21 protein-coding genes are annotated in these 22,187 nt (G+C 73.1%); 12 read left to right on the forward strand and 9 right to left on the reverse strand.

Annotated elements, in window-relative coordinates; translation table 11 throughout:
- Nucleotides 1–20 precede the first annotated feature (20 nt).
- Genes zwf through tkt form a run of 4 tightly spaced genes read right to left on the reverse strand, consistent with a single transcriptional unit; the run spans nucleotide 21 to nucleotide 6,362 of the window.
- Nucleotides 21–1,622 (reverse strand): glucose-6-phosphate dehydrogenase, encoded by a 1,602-nt coding sequence (gene zwf / locus AC5L3X_RS16790; protein WP_225263755.1) that lies wholly within the window; start codon nucleotides 1,620–1,622, stop codon nucleotides 21–23.
- A gap of 1 nt (nucleotide 1,623) precedes the next feature.
- Nucleotides 1,624–3,237, reverse strand: coding sequence for a glucose-6-phosphate isomerase (locus AC5L3X_RS16795; RefSeq protein ID WP_494858200.1), 1,614 nt, complete (start codon nucleotides 3,235–3,237; stop codon nucleotides 1,624–1,626).
- On the reverse strand, nucleotides 3,237–4,328 hold the full coding sequence (gene tal / locus AC5L3X_RS16800; protein ID WP_494857854.1) for a transaldolase: 1,092 nt from the start codon (nucleotides 4,326–4,328) through the stop codon (nucleotides 3,237–3,239). The genes AC5L3X_RS16795 and tal overlap by 1 nt, the downstream gene beginning before the upstream one ends.
- Before the next feature lie 3 nt (nucleotides 4,329–4,331).
- Nucleotides 4,332–6,362, reverse strand: a complete 2,031-nt coding sequence (gene tkt, locus AC5L3X_RS16805; RefSeq protein WP_494858201.1) for a transketolase — start codon at nucleotides 6,360–6,362, stop codon at nucleotides 4,332–4,334.
- Nucleotides 6,363–6,698: 336 nt separating this feature from the next.
- Between tkt and AC5L3X_RS16810 the strand changes: the two genes are divergently transcribed.
- Together AC5L3X_RS16810 and AC5L3X_RS16815 are read left to right on the forward strand one after the other, a co-directional pair.
- Nucleotides 6,699–7,643: a heme o synthase gene (locus AC5L3X_RS16810; RefSeq protein WP_494857855.1), complete on the forward strand. Its 945-nt coding sequence runs from the start codon at nucleotides 6,699–6,701 to the stop codon at nucleotides 7,641–7,643.
- 75 nt (nucleotides 7,644–7,718) lie between these two features.
- Complete coding sequence (locus AC5L3X_RS16815) at nucleotides 7,719–8,912, forward strand: PrsW family intramembrane metalloprotease (protein WP_494857857.1); 1,194 nt, start codon at nucleotides 7,719–7,721, stop codon at nucleotides 8,910–8,912.
- Between the two features lie 36 nt (nucleotides 8,913–8,948).
- On the opposite strand, the gene AC5L3X_RS16820 is transcribed toward AC5L3X_RS16815, so the two are convergent.
- Together AC5L3X_RS16820 and AC5L3X_RS16825 are read right to left on the reverse strand one after the other, a co-directional pair.
- Nucleotides 8,949–9,665 carry a SanA/YdcF family protein gene (locus AC5L3X_RS16820; protein WP_494857859.1) on the reverse strand — a complete coding sequence of 239 codons (717 nt, stop codon included), beginning with the start codon at nucleotides 9,663–9,665 and terminating at the stop codon, nucleotides 8,949–8,951.
- Between the two features lie 61 nt (nucleotides 9,666–9,726).
- Nucleotides 9,727–10,713, reverse strand: coding sequence for a COX15/CtaA family protein (locus tag AC5L3X_RS16825; RefSeq protein WP_494857861.1), 987 nt, complete (start codon nucleotides 10,711–10,713; stop codon nucleotides 9,727–9,729).
- 119 nt (nucleotides 10,714–10,832) lie between these two features.
- Between AC5L3X_RS16825 and AC5L3X_RS16830 the strand changes: the two genes are divergently transcribed.
- From AC5L3X_RS16830 to AC5L3X_RS16865, 8 genes are read left to right on the forward strand one after another with little or no spacing between them, the layout of a single operon-like run.
- A complete protein-coding gene (locus AC5L3X_RS16830; RefSeq protein ID WP_494857863.1) occupies nucleotides 10,833–11,996 on the forward strand; it encodes an NAD(P)/FAD-dependent oxidoreductase in 1,164 nt (387 codons plus the stop codon).
- Complete coding sequence (locus AC5L3X_RS16835) at nucleotides 11,993–12,241, forward strand: (2Fe-2S)-binding protein (RefSeq protein WP_225263760.1); 249 nt, start codon at nucleotides 11,993–11,995, stop codon at nucleotides 12,239–12,241. Before AC5L3X_RS16830 ends, AC5L3X_RS16835 begins: the two co-directional genes overlap by 4 nt.
- A 41-nt stretch (nucleotides 12,242–12,282) precedes the next feature.
- On the forward strand, nucleotides 12,283–13,674 hold the full coding sequence (locus AC5L3X_RS16840; RefSeq protein WP_494857865.1) for an FAD-dependent oxidoreductase: 1,392 nt from the start codon (nucleotides 12,283–12,285) through the stop codon (nucleotides 13,672–13,674).
- On the forward strand, nucleotides 13,671–14,564 hold the full coding sequence (locus AC5L3X_RS16845) for a dihydrodipicolinate synthase family protein (protein WP_494857867.1): 894 nt from the start codon (nucleotides 13,671–13,673) through the stop codon (nucleotides 14,562–14,564). The genes AC5L3X_RS16840 and AC5L3X_RS16845 overlap by 4 nt, the downstream gene beginning before the upstream one ends.
- Complete coding sequence (locus AC5L3X_RS16850) at nucleotides 14,561–15,562, forward strand: proline racemase family protein (protein ID WP_494857869.1); 1,002 nt, start codon at nucleotides 14,561–14,563, stop codon at nucleotides 15,560–15,562. Before AC5L3X_RS16845 ends, AC5L3X_RS16850 begins: the two co-directional genes overlap by 4 nt.
- Nucleotides 15,559–16,530, forward strand: coding sequence for a proline racemase family protein (locus AC5L3X_RS16855; protein ID WP_494857871.1), 972 nt, complete (start codon nucleotides 15,559–15,561; stop codon nucleotides 16,528–16,530). The genes AC5L3X_RS16850 and AC5L3X_RS16855 overlap by 4 nt, the downstream gene beginning before the upstream one ends.
- Entirely contained in the window at nucleotides 16,530–17,507 is a 978-nt protein-coding gene (locus AC5L3X_RS16860) for an ornithine cyclodeaminase family protein (protein WP_494857873.1), read from the forward strand. The genes AC5L3X_RS16855 and AC5L3X_RS16860 overlap by 1 nt, the downstream gene beginning before the upstream one ends.
- Nucleotides 17,508–17,511: 4 nt before the next feature.
- A complete protein-coding gene (locus tag AC5L3X_RS16865; RefSeq protein ID WP_494857875.1) occupies nucleotides 17,512–18,183 on the forward strand; it encodes a GntR family transcriptional regulator in 672 nt (223 codons plus the stop codon).
- On the opposite strand, the gene AC5L3X_RS16870 is transcribed toward AC5L3X_RS16865, so the two are convergent.
- Nucleotides 18,175–19,122: an EamA family transporter gene (locus AC5L3X_RS16870; protein ID WP_494857876.1), complete on the reverse strand. Its 948-nt coding sequence runs from the start codon at nucleotides 19,120–19,122 to the stop codon at nucleotides 18,175–18,177. The two genes, AC5L3X_RS16865 and AC5L3X_RS16870, sit on opposite strands and share 9 nt — an antisense overlap.
- Nucleotides 19,123–19,445: 323 nt before the next feature.
- On the opposite strand from AC5L3X_RS16870, the gene AC5L3X_RS16875 reads away from it, so the two are divergent.
- Both AC5L3X_RS16875 and AC5L3X_RS16880 read left to right on the forward strand, forming a co-directional pair.
- On the forward strand, nucleotides 19,446–19,976 hold the full coding sequence (locus AC5L3X_RS16875; RefSeq protein WP_494857878.1) for an MFS transporter: 531 nt from the start codon (nucleotides 19,446–19,448) through the stop codon (nucleotides 19,974–19,976).
- A gap of 244 nt (nucleotides 19,977–20,220) precedes the next feature.
- Nucleotides 20,221–20,490, forward strand: coding sequence for a hypothetical protein (locus AC5L3X_RS16880; RefSeq protein ID WP_494857880.1), 270 nt, complete (start codon nucleotides 20,221–20,223; stop codon nucleotides 20,488–20,490).
- On the opposite strand, the gene AC5L3X_RS16885 is transcribed toward AC5L3X_RS16880, so the two are convergent.
- Both AC5L3X_RS16885 and AC5L3X_RS16890 read right to left on the reverse strand, forming a co-directional pair.
- Nucleotides 20,452–21,165: an ABC transporter permease gene (locus AC5L3X_RS16885; RefSeq protein ID WP_494858202.1), complete on the reverse strand. Its 714-nt coding sequence runs from the start codon at nucleotides 21,163–21,165 to the stop codon at nucleotides 20,452–20,454. The genes AC5L3X_RS16880 and AC5L3X_RS16885 overlap by 39 nt on opposite strands.
- 47 nt (nucleotides 21,166–21,212) lie before the next feature.
- Complete coding sequence (locus AC5L3X_RS16890; protein WP_494857882.1) at nucleotides 21,213–22,121, reverse strand: ABC transporter ATP-binding protein; 909 nt, start codon at nucleotides 22,119–22,121, stop codon at nucleotides 21,213–21,215.
- Between the last annotated feature and the right edge of the window lie 66 nt (nucleotides 22,122–22,187).

Genomic DNA, 22,187 nt, shown 5'->3' on the forward strand with positions numbered 1-22,187 from the left:
CGCCCCGCTCCGCTCGCCCACTAGAGCCTCCTCCACACGCGGCCGTCGCGTGCCATCATCGCGTCCGCCGTCGGCGGCCCCCACGAGCCCGCCGGATAGGGCTCGGGCTGGCCCAGCGTGGCCCACAGATCCTCGATCGGGTCGAGGATCTTCCACGACAGCTCGACCTCGCGCTGGTGCGGGAAGAGCGGCGGGTCGCCGATCATCACGTCCAGCAGCAGCCGTTCGTACGCCTCGGGCGAGGACTCCATGAACGACTCGCCGTAGGCGAAGTCCATCGACACGTCGCGCACCTCCATCTGGGTGCCCGGCACCTTGGAGCCGAACCGCACCGTGATGCCCTCGTCCGGCTGCACCCTGATGACCAGGGCGTTCTGGCCCAGGATCTCGGTGTCGTCCTTGGAGAACGGCAGGTGCGGCGCCCGCTGGAACACCACGGCCACCTCGGTCACGCGGCGGCCCAGCCGCTTGCCGGTGCGCAGGTAGAACGGCACGCCCGCCCAGCGCCGGTTGGCGATCTCCAGCTTGACGGCCGCGTAGGTCTCGGTGATGGAGTCGGCCGGGATGCCCTCCTCCTGCAGATAGCCGACGACCTTCTCACCGCCCTGCCAGCCCGCGGCGTACTGTCCGCGCGCGGTGTTGGCCGCCAGGTCGGACGGCAGCCGCACCGCCTTGAACACCTTCTCCTTCTCGCGGCGCAGCGCCGAGGCGTCGAAGGACGTCGGGTCCTCCATGGCCACCAGGGCGAGCAGCTGGAGCAGGTGGTTCTGGATCACGTCGCGGGCCGCGCCGATGCCGTCGTAGTAGCCGGCCCGGCCGCCGATGCCGATGTCCTCGGCCATGGTGATCTGCACATGGTCGACGAAGCCGCGGTTCCAGATCGGCTCGTAGAGGTTGTTGGCGAACCGCAGCGCCAGGATGTTCTGGACCGTCTCCTTGCCCAGGTAGTGGTCGATCCGGAAGATCGAGCTCTCGGGAAAGGCCGAGGTGGTGATCTCGTTGAGCTGGTGGGCCGACTGCAGGTCGTGGCCGAAGGGCTTCTCGATGACCACCCGGCGCCACGACCCGGGCGGCGCCTCGGCCACGCCGGTGCGCTTGAGCTGCTCGACCACCACGGGGAAGAACTTCGGCGGCACGGACAGGTAGAACGCGTAGTTTCCGCCGGTGCCGCGGGTCTCGTCGATCTCCTTCAGGGCCATCGCCAGCGCGTCGAACGCGCCGTCGTCGGAGAACTCTCCGGGCACGAAGTGGATGCCCTCGCAGATCTGTTTCCAGACCTCCTCGCGGAACGGTGTCCGCGCGTGCGCCTTGACGGCGTCGTGCGTGAGCCGGGCGAAGTCCTGGTCCTTCCAGTCACGGCGGGCGAACCCGACGAGCGAGAACCCCGGCGGCAGCAGCCCCCGGTTGCCCAGGTCGTAGATCGCCGGCAGCAGCTTGCGCTTGGCCAGGTCTCCCGTCACGCCGAACAGCACCATGACGCACGGCCCCGCCACCCGTGGCAACCGTTTGTCCCGCGGGTCGCGCAACGGGTTGGCCTCCTCCACCTCCAGTGTCGTGGACGTGGCCGCCACGGCCGACGCGATGGTCGCGGCCTCGGGGGCGGGCGCTCCCGGGTCTGTCATCTCAAGCCTCCTGTGCGGCTGCGAGCAGGTGCGCGACTCCCGCCGCGCGGTCGGTCAGATGCACGCGTACGGCGGGCCGCCCGCGGTGCTCCAGCGCGTCGAGGTCGCCGAGCGCCTGGGCCAGCTGGAGCGTGCCCAGGGTGTAGGGCCTGCCGGGCACCGCCACGTCGTCGGCCACGGCGCCGGTGACCTGCAGGAAGACCCCGTTCTGGGGACCTCCCCTGTGGTATTGCCCGGTGGAGCGCGCGAAACGCGGGCCCCAGCCGAACGTCACGGGCCGGTTGGTGCGCAGGGCGAGCAGTGGCCGCAGCGTGGCCGCGTCGGCCGCCATCCACGCGTCGGTCATCTGCTCGAAGTCGGCGCCCTCAGCCACCGGCGCGTCGAAGGCGGCCAGCCGGTCGAGGTAGGCCGTCACGGCCAGGTAGCCGCCGTCGGGCACCGACCGCAGCAGCTCGGTCAGCACGCCGGGCAGATCCTTGGCCCGGGTGTGGCCGTAGACCTCGACGGGGCCGTCGACCAGCACCGGTTCGCCCACCGGCAGCGTGGGCAGGGTCAGCAGCCTGCCGGTGGCGGCCGTGGACTCGGCGATGTTGGGCTCGTCGAACGGGTCGACGCCGAGCACCAGCCCGGCGACGGCCGTGGCGTACTGCCAGACCAGGAACTGCGCGCCGAGCGGCCCGTCCACCCGGACGTCGCCGTCGTCCGCGTCGAAGGCGACGAGCAGCTCGTCGCCGGTGCCCCGCGGCTCGCCGCCGACTACGGGCAGGATGCCCCGGCCGCGTTTGCCGGTCGACCCGGCGACCAGCTGCTCGATCCAGTCGGGCAGCCCGGTGGCGGCCGACAGCCGGTCGTCCATGAGCAGCTTGTCGCGGCCGGTGAGGGCCGCGCCGCCGAGCGCCGCGCCGAGGTCGAGCCCCGGGTTGCCGGTGTCCTTCGACAGCAGGGGCAGCACCTCGGCGGCCTCGTCCAGCAGCCTGCCCGCGTCGGCGCCCGCCAGCGCACTCGGCACCAGGCCGAACGCCGACAGCGCGGAGTAGCGGCCGCCCACGCCGGGCGCGGCCGGGATCAGGTGGTAGCCCGACTCGGCCGCCGGTCGCTCCAGCGGGGAGCCGGGGTCGGCGACGACCGTCACGCGCGTGGCGGGGTCGAGGCCGGCGTCGAGGAAGGCCCGCTCGTAGACCCGCAGCAGGGCCTCGGTCTCGACCGACGCGCCGCTCGTGCCGGCCACGACCAGCATCGTGGAGTCGAGACCCTCGGCCAGCGCCCGGCGCACCTGGCCGGGGTCGGTCGTGTCGAGAACGGTCAGCGGCGCGTCGGCGGAGGCGCAGATCACCTCGGCCGCCGGCGACGAGCCGCCCAGCCCGGCCAGCACCACGTTGGTGAGCCCGTCGGCGCGGGCGCGCCGCGCCAGCGCCGCGAGCTCGGGCAGCAGCTCCCGGGACGCGCGCGGCAGCGCGAGCCAGCCCAGCCGGGCGGCCGCGACCGGCGCGGCGTCCTCCCCCCACAGTGTGGGATCGCCGCCGGCGAGCCGGGCGGGCACGCCTTCGGCGACGAGCCGCTCCGCGACGGAGGCGGCCGAGTCGGCCACCTCCTGGTCGCGGTAGGTGACCTCCATCAAGGGACCAGGTTCTTGGTGACGCTCTCCAGCAGCTCGTTCCAGGACGCCTCGAACTTGTCCACACCCTCGTCCTCGAGCACCCGGACGACGTCGTCGTAGTCGACGCCGGCCTCCTTGAGCTCGGCCATGATGTTCCAGGCCTGCTCGTAGAAGGGCCGGATGGTGTCGCCCGAGATCTGGCCGTGGTCGGCGACCGCGTCGAGCGTCTTCTCCGGCATGGTGTTGACCGTGCCCGGGGCGACGAGCTCGTCGACGTACATCGTGTCGGCGTAGTCGGGGTTCTTGACGCCGGTCGAGGCCCAGAGCGGACGCTGCGGGCGGGCGCCCGCGGCGCGCAGCGCCTGCCAGCGCTCGGAGTTCATCACGTCCTCGAAGGCCGCGTAGGCCAGGCGGGCGTTGGCGACGGCCGCCTTGCCCTTGAGCTCGGGCCGGCCGAGCCCGTCGAGCCGCTTGTCGATCTCGCTGTCGACGCGGCTGACGAAGAACGAGGCCACCGACTCGATCGTGGCCAGGTCGAGCCCCTTGGCCCGCGCGGCCTCCAGGCCGGCCAGCCAGGCGTCCATGACCTGGCGGTAGCGCTCCAGCGAGAAGATCAGTGTGACGTTGACGCTGATGCCCTCGCTGATCGCCTGGGTGATCGCCGGCAGGCCCTCCAGGGTCGCCGGGATCTTGATGAACAGGTTGGGCCGGTCGACCAGCCACCACAGCGCGCGCGCCTCGGCGATGGTCTTGTCGCTGTCGCGGGCCAGGCGCGGGTCGACCTCCAGCGAGACGCGGCCGTCGGTGCCGCCGGTGGCGTCGTAGACCGGACGCAGCACGTCGGCCGCCCACCGGATGTCGTAGGTGGTGATGGAGCGCACCGCCTCGCCGACGTCGACGCCGCGCACGGCCAGGTCGTGCATCTGCGTGTCGTAGGCGTCGCCCTTGCTGAGGGCACTGGCGAAGATCGTCGGATTGGAGGTGACCCCGACCACGTTCTTCTCGCGGATCAGCTGCTCAAGGTCGCCCGTGCGCAGCCGCTCGCGGCTGATGTCGTCGAGCCAGATGGACACACCCTGGCCGGACAGCTTGTTGAGGATCTCACTCATAGTTCAGTTTCCCGTCGTCTCGCCCTTGTCGTGACCCAGCTTGGCCAGGCTCGACCTGGCCGCCGCCGCCACGCGCTCGGCCGTCAGGCCGAACTGTTCGTACAGCGTCCTGTACGGCGCGGAGGCGCCGAAGTGTTCGAGGCCGACCACTTCGCCGCACTCGCCGACGAACTCCCGCCAGCCAAGGGCCACCCCGGCCTCGACCGCGACCCGCGCCTTGACCTCCGACGGCAGGACGGTCTGCCTGTAGGCGATGTCCTGCCCGTGGAACCACTCGACACACGGCATCGACACGACCCGTGTCGGGACGCCCTGCGCCTCCAGCAGCTCGCGGGCGTTGACGGCCACCTCCACCTCGCTGCCGGTGGCGATCAGGATCACCTGCGGCCGGGCGTCGGACGCCTCGTGCAGGATGTAGCCGCCGCGGGCCACGCCGTCGGCGCTGGTGCCCTCGAAGACCGGGAGGTTCTGCCTGGTCAGGGCCAGTGCCGCGGGCCTGTCGCTGTGCTCCAGCACCGCCTTCCAGGCGTGGGCCGTCTCGTTGGCGTCACCGGGGCGCACCACGTCGAGGCCGGGGATCGCGCGCAGCGCCCACAGGTGCTCGATCGGCTGGTGGGTCGGGCCGTCCTCGCCGAGGCCGATCGAGTCGTGCGTCCACACGTAGATGACCGGCAGCTTCATCAGCGCCGCCAGGCGCACGGACGGGCGCATGTAGTCGGAGAAGACCAGGAACGTGCCGCCGTAGGGGCGGGTGCCCCCGTGCAGGGCGATGCCGTTGAGGATGGCCCCCATGCCGTGCTCACGGATGCCGAAGTGCAGGGTGCGGCCGAAGCGGTTGCCGGGGAACTCCTTGGTTTGGTACTCCTCCGGGATGAAGGACGGCTCGCCCTTCATCGTGGTGTTGTTGGACTCGGCCAGGTCGGCCGAGCCGCCCCACAGCTCGGGCAGCACCGGGGCCAGCGCGCTGAGCACCTCGCCGGAGGCCTTGCGGGTGGCCATGGAGGCGCCCGGCTCGAACGACGGCAGCGCCGAGGCCCAGCCGCCGGGCAGCTCGTGACGCGAGATGCGGTCGAGCTCGGCCGCGCGCTCCGGGTTGGCCTGGCGCCAGGCGGTGTAGGACTTCTCCCACTCGACGTGGGCCTCGTGACCGCGCCGCGCCACGTCCCGGCTGTGGTCGAGCACGTCGCCGGGGACCTCGAAGCTCTGCGCCGGGTCCATGCCGAGGATGGTCTTGGTGGCGGCGACCTCGTCGGCGCCGAGGGCGCTGCCGTGGATCTTGCCGGTGTTCTGCTTGTTGGGCGCGGGCCAGCCGATGATCGTGCGCAGCCGGATGAAGGTCGGCCTGTCGGTCTCGGCGCGCGACTCCTCCAGGGCGGCGTGCAGGGCCGCCACGTCCTCGACGTACTCGCCCGTCTGGGTCCAGTCGACCTTGAGCGTCTGCCAGCCGTAGGCCTCGTACCGCTTGACCACGTCCTCGGACTTGGCGATCAGCGTGTCGTCCTCGATGGAGATGTGGTTGTCGTCGTAGACGACGGTCAGGTTGCCCAGCTTCTGGTGGCCGGCGAGGGCGCTGACCTCGTGGCTGACGCCCTCCTCGATGTCGCCGTCGCTGACGAAGCACCAGATGTGGTGGTCGAACGGCGAGGCGCCGGGAGCGGTGTCGGGATCGAACAGCCCGCGCTCGCGCCGGGCCGCCATCGCCATGCCGACCGCGTTGCCGAGGCCCTGGCCGAGCGGCCCCGTGGTGGTCTCCACGCCGGCCGTGTGCCCGTGCTCGGGGTGACCGGGCGTCACGCTGTCCCACTGGCGCAGCCGCTTGAGGTCGTCCAGGTCGAGGCCGTAGCCCGACAGGAACAACTGGATGTACAGCGTCAGGCTGGTGTGCCCGCACGACAGCACGAAGCGGTCACGCCCGATCCACGTGGGATCCGTCGGGTCGTGGCGCATCGTACGCTGGAACAACAGATATGCGGCGGGGGCCAGGCTCATGGCGGTGCCGGGGTGACCCGAGCCCGCCTTCTCCACTGCGTCCATCGCCAGGGCTCGAACGACGTCGACCGCCTTCTTGTCGAGGTCGGTCCATTCGAGGGCTGGCACGAGTTCGGTGCTCAAGTGCTCGGTCTCCGGAATCTAGTTGTCATTGATGCTGCCGGTTGGCGTATCCCGCCCACACCGGACCCTAACCGAGTGGAGCCGGCGATCGATTCCCCCTCCACTCATGCGGGTCCGTGGATGGCCGAAGCCCCCCATTGGCCGGACCGGCCGTCCCTGCGACTACAGTTTGGTTGTTCGCAGAGGCGTCACGGCGCCCACCCACGGATCCGCTCTATTCAGAGGTTACGCGTTGACTCCGCACGTGCTGGAAGCGCCTTGACGGTGCTGACGAACAGGCAGACGACGGCCCCCGCCACCGCGGCCGAGGAGCCGCGGACGATCGGCACGGTCGTCAAGGCCTACATCGCCCTCACCAAGCCGCGGATCATCGAGCTGCTCCTCATCACCACCCTGCCGGTGATGTTCCTCGCGGCGGGCGGCCTGCCCCCGCTCTGGACGTCGATCTGGGTGATGGTGTTCGGCACCCTGTCGGCGGGCAGCGCCAACGCGCTCAACTGCTACGTGGATCGCGACATCGACCAGAAGATGCGCCGCACCAGGCGCCGGCCGCTGGCCCGGCACCAGGTGTCGCCGAAGGGCGCGCTCGTCTTCGGCGTCGTGCTCGGAGTTCTGTCGACACTCGGGCTCTGGCTGACGACCAACTGGCTCGCCGCGGTGCTGTCAACCGGGGCGATCCTGTTCTACGTCCTCGTCTACTCGATGATCCTCAAGCGACGCACCGCCCAGAACATCGTGTGGGGCGGCATCGCCGGCTGCATGCCGGTGCTGATCGGCTGGGCGGGCATCACCGAGCGGCTCGACTGGGCGCCGCTGGTGCTGTTCGGCGTGGTGTTCTTCTGGACCCCGCCGCACACCTGGACCCTGGCGATGCGCTACAAGGACGATTACGCGGCGGCCGAGGTGCCGATGCTGCCGGTGGTCGCCACCGAGCGCCGGGTGATCCTGGAGTCGATCGCCTACACCTGGGCCACCGTGCTCTGCTCCCTCGCGCTCTGGCCGGTGGCCGGCACCACGCTGTTCTACCCGGCCGTGGCCGCCGTGCTCGGCGCGTTGTGCCTGTGGGAGGTGCACCGCCTGCTGGGCCGCCTCAACTCGGGCCTGACCGGTGTGGAGCTACGCCCGATGCGCTTCTTCCACTGGTCCAACGCCTATCTGGCGCTGCTCTTCCTGGCCGTGGCGATCGACCCGCTGCTGGCCTGAGTCCGCTCCCGCGCGGGCCCGCCGGCCTCGCCGGCTCGATGGGACAGCTTCTTTTTGATCCGTTACAGTCACCGTATGGCGTCCCGTGATCCACGCTGGGTGTTGAAGGACCGCCCGTCGTTCACGTTGATCATCGGGCTGGTCGCGACCGGCATCTGCGCTCTCGTCTCCTTCTCCTTCGACGTGCTCAACGGCGCGCCGGTGCAGTTCTTCATCGCGCTCGGTCTCGCCCTGGCGCCGGTGCCGCTGCTGCTGGCCGCCGTGCTGGCGCTCGACCGCATGGAGCCGGAGCCGCGCGGCGACCTGGTGTTCGCCTTCGCCTGGGGGGCGGGCATCGCGGTGCTCGTCGCGGGCGTCATCAACTCGCTCAACCTGCACTACATCATCGACACGGCCAAGCTGTCGGAGCCGAGCGCGCGCAACATCGCGGCCACCTTCGGCGCGCCCGTGGTCGAGGAGACGATGAAGGGCCTGGTGCTGCTGGGGCTGCTCAAGTACCGCCGGGCCGAGCTCGACGGGCCCACCGACGGCGTCATCTACGCCAGCATGGTCGGCCTCGGCTTCGCCATGAGCGAGAACGTCAGCTACTACGTCGCCGCCCTCAACTCCGAGCAGGGCGCGATGGGGCTGGCCGTCACCGTGGTGCTGCGCGGCCTGCTGTCGCCGTTCGCGCACCCGTTGTTCACCTCGATGATCGGCGTGGCCGTCGCCTACGCCGCCCAGCGTCACGGGCCCGAGCGGGTGTTCTACGTCATGGCCGGCTGGGTGGGGGCGATGGTGCTGCACGGCCTGTGGAACGGCCTGGTCTCCTACGGCGGCTTCCCCGGTCTCGTGATCGCCTACCTGGCGCTGATGGTCGTGCTCATCGTGCTGATCATGGTGGTCTTCCGCGACCGGCGGCGGATCGTCGCGCTCATCCAGCGCTACCTGCCGCCGTACGAGCCGACCAAGCTGGTCAACAGGGCCGACATCCACATGCTGTCGGGCCTGGAGCGGCGCCGCCAGGCCAGGCAGTGGGCCAAGGCCCACGGCGGCAAGCGGGGGCTGCGGGCGATGAAGGACTACCAGCTGGCCGCGACCGAGCTGGGCCTGCTGCACGAGCGGGCCGCCCGCCGGATGGTCGACGAGCACACCTTCCACGAGGAGCAGCGCGCCCTGCTCGAATGCATGAGCGTCGCGCGGGCCGACTTCCCAGTCCCGCCGGCCCACCTGCGGGCCGCGGCCCGTGGCATGCCGCCGCCGGGCTACGCCCCGGGCGCGCCGAGCTGAGGGCACGACCCTCGGCGCGGCCCGGCCCGCCCGGCACTACGGCCCGGGTGTTCCCGGGTGCGGGCTGCGGGCCAGGATCGTGGTGAGCGACGTCTCACGCGGGCCCGGGAAGACCGGGTCGGAGCGCAGCAGGAGCGCGTCGGCGAAGCCCTTGGCCGTCGCGGCGAGTTCGCGGGCGGCGTACTGGTAGGTGGTGGCGGCCCACCGCCTGCTCGAGTCGTCGCCCACGCCGAAGGCGTCGAGCCCCGCCGTACGGCACAGCGTCACCGCCCTGGGCAGGTGGAACTGCTGGGTCACCACGGTCACCCGCTCGGCTCCGAAGACCTCACGGGCCCGCACGCACGAGTCCCAGGTGTCGAACCCGGCGTAGTCGAGCACCATCACCGCGTCGGGCACCCCCTTGGCCCGCAGGTGGTCGCGCATGGCCGTCGGCTCGTCGTAGTCGGCGCGGCTGTTGTCGCCCGACAGCAGCAGTGCCCTGACCTTGCCCGTGTGGTAGAGCTCGGCGGCGACGTCGAGCCTGTCGGCCAGCATGGGCGAGGGCCGCCCGCCGTACAGGCCGGCGCCGAGCACCAGGGCGGCCTGCGAGCCGGGCACCCGGGCCAGCCAGCCGTCGGTGCCGGCGACCACGCGGTGGCCCGAGCTGGCGAGCCAGGCCCAGGTCATCGGTGCCAGGGCGAGCACGCTGAGCAGCACCAGGCCCTGGTAGGAGCGTCGGAGAGCGGCGCGAGAGGGGCGGACGAACAACCGCAAACGGGACCTCGCCTCGGTGGGGGAGTGGCCGACGTATCTCCCCATAGCGTGGCATAGCGGCTCAGGCTGTGGCGGCCATTTCGGCGGGGGAGGGGCGGGCCTCAGCCGGCGGAGCGCCCCGGGCGCGCAGCGAGGTGACGGTGCGCAACGTGGCGATCCAGACCAGGGTCGAGCCGAGCACGTGCAGCCCCACCAGGAACGCGGGCACGGCCAGGAAGTACTGGGTGTAGCCGATCACGCCCTGGGCCAGCTCGATCACGAGCAGGGCCAGCGCCGCACGGCGGGCGGGTCGTGGCGCGTCGGACACGCGCAGCGCGAGCAGCAGCGCGAAGGTCAGCCCGACCACCAGGTAGACGAGGTCGGCGTGCAGCCGCGCCATGTCCTCGATGTCGAGGTCGAACCGCGAGGCCAGCACGTCACCCGAGTGCGGGCCGGTGCCGGTCACCACCACCCCGGCGACGATCAGCGCGAACACCGCCGCGACCAGGACGTGGCCGAGACGGCGGAGGTCGCGGTGGACCAGGTCGCGCGCCGGTCCGTCGCCCTCGGACGCGCGCCGGTAGAGCATCCAGGACGCCGCGATCAGCCCGGTCGAGAGCAGGAAGTGCATGCCGACTGTGAACGGGTTGAGCATGGTGCGCACCACCAGGCCGCCCCAGAGCGCCTGGGCGACGATGCCCACCGGCTGCAGCAGGGCGAGCAGGAGCACGGAACGGCGGCGCGGGACCAGCCGCCAGGCGGCGACCACGCAGGCGAAGCCCACCGCGAGCACGAGGAAGGTGAGCAGCCGGTTGCCGAACTCGACCGCCATGTTGATCGGCGAGACCTCGGGGTGCGGGACGGGCACGAAGCTGTCGGGTGTGCACTTCGGCCAGGTCGGGCAGCCGAGCCCGGAGCCGGTGACCCGGACGGCGGCGCCCGTCACCGTGATGCCCGCGTTGACCACCACGGCCGCGATCGCCCAGCCTCCCATCGACCGGGCGGTGGGCGCCCAGAACGAGAGCAGGAACCGGGTGAGCGGGTGGGAACGGTCGGTGGGTAGCTTCACGACATCGATGGTATGGGCCTGCCCGGCCGGTCCCGCCACCGGGAACGGGCTCGCCCGGCGGGCTTCTCCGGCATCTTCTCAAACGTAAAAGTATGTGACATGTTACTGGCGGAGGTGTGATGCCGGACCTGATCGTCATCGGCGCCGGAGTGGTCGGCGCGGCGTGCGCCCACTACGCGGCGCACGCCGGACTCGACGTGACCGTGCTCGACCGCGGTCCCGTCGCCGGCGGCACGACCGGCGCGGGCGAGGGCAACGTCCTGGTCTCCGACAAGGAACCCGGCCCCGAACTGGACCTCGCCGTGCTGTCCCGCCGCCTGTGGCGCGCGCTCGCCGAGGACGCCGGGCCCGGCGGCTTCGAGTACGAGCCCAAGGGCGGCCTGGTCGTCGCCGAGACCCCGGAGATCCAGCGGCGGCTGGCCGCACTGGCCGCGCTGACCGCGGCGCACGGTGTCGAGCACACCGTGGTGGCGGGCGAGGACCTGCGCGGCTACGAGCCGCATCTGGCCGGTGGGCTGGCCGGCGGTGTGCACTACCCGCAGGACGCCCAGGTGCAGCCCATGCTGGCCGCCGCCCGGCTGCTCGGCCACGGCTCCATCCGGCTGCGCACCGGCGTCACCGTGACCGGATTCACCCGCTCCGGCGACCGGGTGACCGGCGTGCGCACCGACCGGGGCGACCTGACCGGCGACGCGGTGATCAACGCGGCCGGCACCTGGGGCGGCGAGATCGCCGCGCTGGCCGGCGTCGAGCTGCCCATCCTGCCCCGGCGCGGGTTCATCCTGGTCACCGAGCCGCTGCACCGGCCGCTGGTCCGGCACAAGGTCTACACCGCCGCCTACGTGACGAACGTGGCCAGCGACGCGGCCGGCCTGGAGACCTCGGCCGTCGTCGAGGGCACCCCTGCCGGGACCGTGCTCATCGGGGCCAGCAGGGAACGGGTCGGCTTCGACCGCACGACGTCGGTGCCGGTGCTGTCCCGGCTGGCCGCGCAGGCCGTCGCCCTGTTCCCGGCCCTGCGCGACGTGCGGGTCATCAGGTCCTACTGCGGGTTCCGGCCGTACTGCCCCGACCATCTGCCGGTGATCGGCCCGGATCCACGCGCTCCCGGGCTCTACCACGCGTGCGGCCACGAGGGCGCGGGCATCGGGCTCGCGCCGGCGAGCGGTCACCTGCTCGCCCAGGTTCTCACCGGCCGGCGCCCCGAGCTGGACCTGCGCCCCTTCCGCCCCGACCGATTCGAACCCGCCCTTCGCCCCGACCGATTCGAGGAGCCGGCGTGAGCGACGCCTTCCAGATCACCGTCGACGGCCGGCCCGTGCCCGTGACGCGCGGCCAGACGATCGGCGCGGCCCTGCACGCGGCGGGCGTCCGCTCGTGGCGCACCACCCGCCTCGGCGGCCGGCCGCGCGGGCTCTTCTGCGGGATCGGGATCTGCTTCGACTGCCTGGTCAGCGTGAACGGCCGCCCGCCGGAACGCGCCTGCCTGCTGGACGCCCGGCCCGGAGACGAGGTGACCACGTCTTGACCTCCTCCCCAGGCCCGAACTCGGGGTCTCCGGCGCGGTCCATGTCCGGTCAGCCCGGCTCGGATCCGGTGACCTGCGACGTCGTGGTGGTCGGCGGCGGGCCGGCCGGGGTGGCGGGCGCCCTCACGGCGGCCCGGCGGGGGCTGCGCGTCGTGCTCCTCGACTCCGGCGCGCGGCTCGGCGGCCAGTACTTCCGCCATCCCGCCGTCGCCGTACGGCCCGGCACAGCGGGGTTCGACCGTTTCGTACGCCAGGCGCGCGCCCTCGACCGGCAGGCCCGGGTGCTGCTCAGGCACCAGGTGTGGGCCGTGAGCCGTGACGATGACCTGGTCGTGCACTGCCTGGCCCCCGGCGGCGGCGCCGTCACCGTCCGGTGCCGCGGCCTGCTCATCGCCACCGGCGCCCACGACCGGGCGCTGCCGTTCCCCGGCTGGGACCTGCCCGGGGTGCTCACGGCGGGTGGTGCCCAGGCGCTGCTCAAGGGCGACGGCGTGGTGGCCGGCCGGCGGATCGTCGTGGCCGGGACCGGCCCGTTCCTGCTGCCCGTCGGCGCCGGCCTGGCCGGGGCCGGAGCGCGGGTGCTCGGCGTGTTCGAGGCCAACGGCGGCCTCGGCCTGGCCCGCCACCCGCTGCCGGCGTTGGCCAGGGCCGGGGAGGCCGCGGGGTACGCGCTGGCCCTGGCCCGGCACCGCGTGCCGTACCGGACCCGCCGGGCCGTGGTCGCGGCGCACGGCGAGCGCGAGCTGGAGGCCGTCACGGTGGCCCGGCTCGACCGCGACTGGAACGTGCTGGCCACCCGCCGGATCGCCTGCGACACGCTGGCCGTGGGGTACGGCTTCGTGCCCCAGATCGACCTCGGCGTCCAGCTCGGCTGCGACACGCGCGCCGACGTGGACGGCAGCCCTGTCCTGGCCGTGGACGGCGCGCAGCGCACCTCGGTGGAGGGCGTCTGGGCGGCCGGTGAGCCCACCGGCGTCGGCGGGTGGCGGCTCGCCGAGCTCGAAGGACGCATCGCGGGCCTGGCCATCGCCGCTCATGCCGCCCCGGACGCCCCGGCCGCCGGGCGGGTGACGGAGGGGCTGATCCGCCGGCGCGGACGGCTGCGGGCGTTCGGCCGGGCGCTGCAGGAGGCGTACCCGGTCCGGCCGGGCTGGCGGGGATGGCTGCGCGACGACACCCTGGTGTGCCGGTGCGAGGAGGTGCCGCTCGGCCGGATCCGCGAGGCGCTGCGGCTCGGCGCCACCGACGCCCGCTCGGTCAAGCTGCTGGCCAGGCCCGGGATGGGCTGGTGCCAGGGCCGCGTCTGCGGCTACGCCGTCGCCCGCCTGGCCGGTGAACCGCCCGGCCCGCCGCGCCGCCCCGTCGTCCAGCCCGTCAGCCTCGGCACCCTGGCCGAGCCACCCCAACCCCTCTCCTGGAAGGATCTGCCGTGATCGAACGCGTCAAGCCGTGGCAGGGCGTCATGGTCGCCACCGCCCTCCCGCTCCGCGACGACCTGTCCGTCGACTTCGATGGCTACGCCGAGCACTGCCGCTGGCTGACCGCGGGCGGCTGCGACGGCGTGGTGCCCAACGGCTCGCTGGGCGAGTACCAGACACTCACCGCCGAGGAACGGGCCAGGGTGGTGCTGACCGCCGTCGAGGCCGTCGGCGGGGCCCAGGTGATGCCGGGCGTCGGCGCGTACGGCGCGGCCGAGTCGCGGCGCTGGGCCGAGCAGGCGGGCGAGGCGGGCTGCGGATCGGTGCTGCTGCTGCCGCCCAACGCCTACCGGGCCGACGATCGGGCCGTGATGGAGCACTACCGCGAGGTGGCCAGGGCAGGGGTGCCCATCGTGGCGTACAACAACCCCTACGACACCAAGGTGGACCTGACGCCCGCCCTGCTCGCCCGGCTGTCCGAGGAGGGCCTGATCGTGGCGGTGAAGGAGTTCACCGGCGACCCGCGCCGGGCCTACGAGCTGGCCGAGCTGGCTCCCCGGCTCGACCTGCTGATCGGGTCCGACGACGTGCTGCTCGAACTGGCGCTGGCCGGAGCCGTCGGCTGGATCGCCGGCTACCCCAACGCGCTGCCCGCCTCCAGCGTGGCGCTCTACCGGGCCGCGCTGGCCGGCGACCTGGACACCGCGCTGCCCCTCTACCGCACGCTGCACCCGCTGCTGCGCTGGGACTCCAAGACCGAGTTCGTCCAGGCCATCAAGCTGTCCATGGATCTGGCGGGACGGCACGGCGGCCCCTGCAGGCAGCCCCGCGCCCCGCTGACGGACGAGCAGGCCGCGGCCGTCCGCGCCGCCACGGAGAAGGTCCTGGCGGAGGGGCTGCGATGAGGACCGGGCGGGTCTTCCACGCCGTCGACTCGCACACCGAGGGCATGCCCACGCGGGTCGTCGTCGGCGGCGTCGGCGTGATCCCCGGCGCCAGCATGGCCGAACGGCGCGTCCACTTCCGTGACCACCTCGACCACCTCCGCAGGCTGCTGATGAACGAGCCGCGCGGCCACGCCGCCATGAGCGGCGCCATCCTGCAGCCGCCCACCCGGCCCGACGCCGACTGGGGCGTGCTGTTCATCGAGGTGTCCGGGCTGCTGCCGATGTGCGGCCACGGCACCATCGGCGTCGCCACCGTCCTGGTCGAGACCGGCATGGTGGAGGTCGTCGAGCCCGTCACCACCGTGCGGCTGGAGGTGCCCGCCGGGCTCGTCGTGGTCGACGTGGCCGTTCAGGACGGCAGGGCCACCGCCGTGACGCTGCGCAACGTGCCCTCCTACAGCGACCGGCTCGACGCCTCGGTGACCGTGCCGGGGTACGGCGAGATCCGCTACGACCTGGCCTACGGCGGCAACTTCTACGCGATCGTCGGCCTCGACTCCTACGACCTGCCGTTCGACCGCGCGGCCAAGAACGAGATCCTGGCCGCCGGGCTGGCCACGATGAAGGCGATCAACGCGGCCGACGAGCCGGTCCACCGCGAGGACGACCGCATCCGGGGCTGCCACCACGTCTACTTCGCGGCTCCCGGCTCCGACGCCCACCGCTCGCGCCACGCGATGGCGATCCACCCCGGCTGGTTCGACCGCTCGCCCTGCGGCACCGGTACCAGCGCCCGGATGGCCCAGCTGCACGCCCGCGGCGAGCTCCCGCTGGGCCGCGACTTCGTCAACGAGTCGTTCATCGGCACCCGCTTCGTCGGCCGGCTGCTGGAGGAGACCACGGTCGGCGGCGCGCCCGCCGTGGTGCCGTCGATCACCGGCCGCGCCTGGCTGACCGGCACCGCCCAGTACTTCCTCGACCCGCGCGACCCGTTCCCCGAAGGGTTCGAGCTGTGACCGTCACCACCGTCGACTACCACACCGGCGGCGAGCCGTTCCGGATCGTCACCGCGGGCGTGCCCGCCATTCCCGGCGCCACGGTGCTCGACCGCCGCGCCGCCGCGAGCGCCCCGGAGATCGACCGGGTGCGGCGGCTGCTCTGCCACGAGCCGCGCGGCCACGCCGACATGTACGGCTGCTTCGTGGTCCCGCCCGACGACGACGGCGCCCACCTGGGCGCGCTGTTCTGGCACAAGGACGGCTACTCCACCGCCTGCGGCCACGGCACGATCGCGCTCGGCGTGCACGCCGTCCAGGAGGGCCTGGTCGAGGCCGATCCCGACGGCGACACCGACGTGGTCGTGGACGTGCCGTCAGGCCGCGTCACCGCCCGGGTGCGCTGCTCCGGTGGCCGCGTCCGCTCCGTCACGTTCGTCAGCGTCCCGTCGTACGTGATCGCCCGCGCCGTCCCCGCCGCCGGAGTCGAGGCCGACCTGTCGTACGGCGGGGCGATCTACGCCTCCGTGCCGGCCGGGGCGCTCGGCCTGGCGGTCGAGCCGGAGTACCTGACCGAGCTGATCACCCACGGCCGCCGGATCAAGGCGGATCTCGCCGGGCATCCGGCCACCCGGCACCCGGGCGACGACCGGCTGTCCGGCGTCTACGGCGTGATCTTCTACGACGAGCTGCCCGGCGGCGACGGCCACGTCCGCCAGCGCAACGTCACCGTCTTCGCCGACGGCGAGGTGGACCGCTCGCCGTGCGGCTCCGGCACCGCCGCCCGGCTCGCGCTGCTGCACGACCAGGGCGTGCGCGAGCCGCTCGTGCACGAGAGCATCGTCGGCAGCGTCTTTCGGGCCCGGGTCACCCGGGTGAGCGGCGACGGCGTCGTCCCCGAGATCGAGGGCATGGCCTACCGCACCGGCAGGCACGTCTTCGAGCTCGATCCCGCCGACCCCGTCGGCACCGGATTCACCCTGCGTTGATGCCGGTCATGGACCATCTCGACGCCGCCGCCATCGAGCGCCTGGTGCCCGTGGCGCGTGCCGTACAGATCCTGGAGGACGCCCTGCGGGCCGGCCTCGATCCCGAGGCGACGCCGCGGCGGCCGGTGGTCGAGCTGCCCGCCGGGCAGCTCCTGCTGATGCCCGCCGCGGCGGGCCGGTACGCCGGGATCAAGGCCGTCACCGTCGCGCCCGGCAACCCGGGGCGTGGCCTGCCCCGGATCCAGGGCACCTACCTGCTGTTCGACGGCGACACCCTGGCCCCGCTGGCTACCCTGGACGGCAGCGCGCTCACCTCGTCGCGCACCCCGGCCGTCTCCGCGCTCGCCGTCCGGCATCTGGCCGGCCCGGACGCCCGCGAGCTGGTAGTGTTCGGCACCGGCCCGCAGGCGTGGGGGCACGTCGTCGCGCTCGGCGCGGTGCGGCCGGTCGAGCGCGTGACCGTCGTCGGCCGCGACCCCGGCCGCCTGGAGGACTTCGCGGCCCGCTGCCGCGCCCGCGGGCTGACCACGCGGGCCCTGCGCGGCGGGGCGTGGGGCGGCGACCGCGCCGCGCGGGAGGAGCTCGCGGAGGCGCTGTCGCGGGCCGACCTCATCGCCTGCTGCACGACCGCCAGGGAGCCGTTGTTCCCCGGTAAGCTGCCCCGCGACGGCGCCACCGTCGTCGCGATCGGCTCGCATGAGCCTGACGCCCGAGAGCTCGACGGTGACCTGATCGCCCGGGCCACCGTGGTCGTCGAGGCCAGGTCGGCCGCGTTGGCCGAAGCAGGCGATGTGGTCGTCCCGATCCGCCACGGTACGATCACCACTGGTCATCTTGCCGGAAACCTCGCCGATCTGATCGCCGGCCGGGTTCGCAGCGGTCCCGGGCCTCGTGTGTTCAAGGGCACGGGCATGGCCTGGGAGGACCTGGTGGTCGCGGCCGCCGCCTACGAAGCGTGGAACGCAGGGAAGGGATGAGCGGATGGCTGACCGGCTCGACCTGCCGATGGTGGGGGAGCGGCAGAGCCTGCGCGAGCAGGTGGCGCACGCGCTCCGCGCCGCGCTGATCGCCGGCGAGATGCGGCCCGGCGTGGTCTACTCCGCGCCGATGCTGGCCCAGCAGTTCGGCGTCTCCGCCACGCCGGTCCGCGAGGCGATGCTCGACCTGGCCAAGGAGGGCCTGGTCGAGGCCGTCCGCAACAAGGGCTTCCGGGTGACCGAGCTGTCCGACCGGGATCTCGACGAGCTGACCGAGATCCGGCGGCTGATCGAGGTGCCGACCGTGACCCGCCTGGCCGACGCCTCGCGGGCGGCCGACTTCGAGCGGCTCCGGCCGCTCGCCGAGGAGATCGTGGCCGCCGCCGAGCGAGCCGACCTGCTCGGCTACGTCGACGCCGACCTGCGCTTCCACGTGGAGCTGCTGGCCCTGTCGGGCAACGACCACCTGGTGGCCGTGGTCAGGGACCTGCGCAACCGGGCCCGGCTCTACGGCCTGTCACAGCTGGTCGCGCGCGGCGGGCTGCCCGACTCGGCGCGCGAGCACCTGGCCCTGCTCGACGCCCTGGCCCGCGGCGACCAGAGGGCCGTGGGCCGGCTCATGGCCGAGCACATCCATCACGTACGCGGCATCTGGGCGGGCTCGCCGTCAACCTGACGGAGCCGACCGGCTCGGCCGGGGCGTGCGCGGCGTCCGCGTGGAGCCGAGGCTGGCGGCCACGATGCAGACGATGGCCGCCCACTGCTGGACCTGCAGCATCTCGCTCAGCACCAGCACGCCGATCAGCGCGGCCGCCGCGGGTTCCATGCTCATCAGGATGCCGAAGACGTGCTTGGGCATCCGCCGCAGCGCCTGCAGCTCCAGCGAGTACGGGATCACCGACGACAGCAGCCCCACGCCCACGCCGATCAGCAGCAGCTCCGGCTGGAGCAGGCTCGCGCCGCCCGTCGTGACGCCCACGGGCGCGATCAGCAGCGCCGAGATGATCATCGCGATCGACAGCCCCGAAGTGCCGGGGAAGCGCCGGCCCGCCGCGGCCGACAGCAGGATGTAGGCCGCCCAGCAGGCGCCGGCCACCAGGGCGAAGCCGATGCCCACCCAGCTCGTCGTCTCCGACTCGCCCCACGGCGCGAGCAGCGCCACGCCCAGGCCCGCGAGCCCGATCCAGACCAGGTCCAGCCGTCGCCGCGACGCCGCCACGGCGACGCCGAGCGGCCCGAGGAACTCGATGGCCACCGCGACGCCCAGCGGCAACCTGGCCAGCGCCTCGTAGAACGACAGGTTCATCAGCGCGAGCGTCGCGCCGAAGGTCAGCCCCACCGCCCAGTCGCGCCAGGACATGCCCTTCAGTTTCGGGCGGGCCACCACGGCCATGATCAGCGCGCCCGCCGCGATGCGCACGAACACCACCGCGCTCGGCGGCAGCGCCGCGAACAGCTCCTTGGCGAACCCCGCGCCCAGCTGCACGGAGAAGATCGCCAGCAGCACCAGCCCGGACGGCGGGATCGAGTCGGCCGCCGTACGCAGCAGGCTACCGGGCCGGGGCAGGCTGGAGCCGCGATCCAGCGGATCGTCGAGGGCGAAGGCGGTGGTCACGGGACTCCTCAGGGGCAGGTATCCGTTAGAGGGTAGTCAGCGCGACCGACATATCTGCACTTAGGGTGGTACTACCGGGCATCTGGATCAGCTGCCGTGGTCCCCCCACCATGGAGGCATGACGGCACTCGCCCCGCCCATCACGCTCTCCCGGCCACCGCTCGCCCTGTCCGTGGCGTCCTTCGTCAGCAGCTTCGACCGGTTCGCCGTGAGCCCGATGCTGGTCCTGATCGCGCTCGACCTGCACGTGCCGCTGGCCGCGGCCGTGGTGGCGGCCAGCGGCTACTTCCTCGCCTACGGACTGTCGCAACCGCTGTGGGGGCGTGCTGTCCGACCGTTTCGGGCGGGTGCCGGTGATGCGGGCCGCCCTGCTCGGGGCCGCGGTCGCCGGAGCCGTCTCGGCCCTCATGCCGGCGCTCGGGGCGCTCGTCGCCGCCCGGATCGTCGCCGGCGCCTGCTTCGGCGCGGTGATCCCCACCTCGCTCACCTACGTCGGCGACACCGTCCAGCCCTCGATCCGCCAGCGCGCTCTGACCGACCTCATGGGCGCCACCGCCCTCGGCACCGCCGCGGCCACCGGGCTCGGCGGCGTGCTGGCCGACCTGGTCGACTGGCGCGTGGTCTTCACCGTGCCGGCGGCCCTGGCGCTGGGCTGCGCGATCTGGCTGCGCCGCGTGCCCGAGCCGCCCGGCGGCGCGAACGGCCGGCTCGGCACGCACGTCGGCACGGTGCTCAGGCATCGCTGGGCCCTGCTGGTCTTCGTGCTGGCCTTCGTGGAGGGCGCCGTGCTGCTCGGCGTCATGCCGTTCCTCGCCCCCGCCCTCCAGCACGGCGGCACCACCGCCGCTGTTTGAGAAATGGCAGCGCACTCCCGTGCGAGCCAATTATGGTGTGCCTGTCTGGTGGTGAGAAGCAAGCCGCCGGGTCTACCGCCGGGCTGGCGGGATGTGATGCCTGTGGAGACCACGTAAGACCGTCGGGCAGTTCTCTGCCCCTCGCCTTGACCGGGACGGCTGTCGCCTGTGAAGCAGGAAGGTCCAACCTGCGAGGGTTGGAGTCCCCGCCTTCAGGGGTGGGGAGGAAGTCAAGCACTCGTCGTTGCAGACCTGGGTGACGTCCGTGGCGCCGCGGGCCAGGGGCACCTCCGTGGCCTTCTTCGCGGCGGCGCTGTTCGTCGGCAGCGCGGTCTCCTCCTGGGCCGGCGGCCCGGTGGCCGGCGACGGAAGGTACGCGCTGCTGTTCGGCGTGGCGGCGGCCGTGGCGCTGCCGCTGACGGTGGTGGCCGTCATCGGCAGGCACCGTTACGGCGCGCTCCCGGCCGAGGAAGGCTCACTCCCAGCGGAAGAAGCGGGAGGCCAGACCCAGTGACACGACCGCCCACGCGGCCAGCACCGCGACCGCCCCGAGCGGCAGGGCGCCCGCGCCGAGCACCGTGCGCAGCCCGCTGGTCAACGCCGAGATCGGCAGCAGCTCCAGCACCGACCGCATGCCCGCCGGGAACTTCGACAGCGGGAACACCACCCCGCCCACGCCCAGCAGCACCAGGTAGACGAGGTTGGCCGCGGCCAGCGTCGCCTCGGCCCGCAGCGTGCCCGCCATGAGCAGCCCGAGCCCGCTGAACGCCGCGGTGCCCAGCACGACCAGCAGCGCCGCGGCCGCGAACGAGCCCTGTGGCCGCCAGCCGAGGGCCAGCGCCACGGTCACGATCACCACGACCTGGACCAGCTCCACGGCGAGCACGGCCAGCGTCTTGGCCAGCATGAGCCCCTGCCGGGACAACGGGGTGGCGCCCAGCCGCTTGAGCACGCCGTAGCGCCGCTCGAAGCCCGTCGCGATCGCCTGACCGGTGAACGCCGTCGACATGATCGCCAGCGCGAGCACCCCGGGCGTCAGGAAGCCGACCCGGCTGCCTCCGCCGATGTCGATCAGGGGCGCCAGTGAGAAGCCGACGAGCAGCAGCACCGGGATGATCATCGTCAGCAGGAGCTGTTCGCCGTTGCGCAGCGTCGCGCGCACCTCGGCGCCCGCCTGGGCCAGCACCATGCGTGGCAGTGGCGCCGCGCCCGGCGCGGGTGTGAGGTCGAGCGTGGTCAACGCAGCTCCCTGCCGGTCAGTTCGAGGAAGACGTCCTCGAGGGTACGGCGCTCGATCCGCAGGTCGTCGGCCGTGACGCCCTCGGCCGCGCACCATGCGGTCACCGTGGCCAGCAGCCCGGGATCGACCTGGCCCTCGATGATGTAGTGGCCGGCGGGCGACTCCTTGGCGACGCTGCCCACCGGCAGCGCGTTGAGCAGCTCCTCCAGCGCCAGGCCGGGCCGGGCGCGGAAGCGCAGCTGGCGCTCGGCCCCGGTGAGCGAGGCGGGGCTGCCCTCGGCCACCACCCGGCCCCTGTCGATGATCACCACCTGGTCGGCCAGGCGCTCGGCCTCGTCCATGTGGTGCGTGGTGAGGACCACCGAGACGCCGGCGGCGCGCAGCTCGCCCACCAGGTCCCAGCAGGCGTGCCTGGCCTGCGGGTCGAGCCCGGCCGTCGGCTCGTCGAGGAAGACCAGCTCGGGCCTGCCGATGACCGCGGCGGCCAGGGAGAGCCGCTGCTGCTGGCCGCCGGACAGCCGGCGGAAGGGCGTGCGGGCGTGCTCGGCCAGGCCGAGCCGGGCCAGCAGGGCCGGCGGATCGAGCGGATGGGCGTGGAAGCGGGAGACCAGGCGCAGCCACTCGGCGCAGCGCATGGCAGGCGGCACGCCGCCCGCCTGGAGCATGACCCCCACCCGCGGTCGCAGCGCCGGCGTCGAGGGCGGCTCGCCCAGCACGCGGACGGTGCCCGAGTCGGCCCTGCGGAAGCCCTCGCAGATCTCGATCGTGGACGTCTTGCCCGCCCCGTTGGGGCCGAGCACGGCGGTGACCGCGCCGGCCGCGGCGCGCATGGACAGGCCGTCGACCGCCGTAGCGCCGCCGTAGCGCTTGACCAGGTCGATGAGCTCGACGGCTGGGGAATCCATGGGTCGAGTTTAGGGACTGTCCGGCGCGGTCCGGCTCGCGCCCTGCCGTGGCCGGTTATGGACAGG

It is taken from the genome of Nonomuraea sp. CX421 (assembly GCF_059358955.1).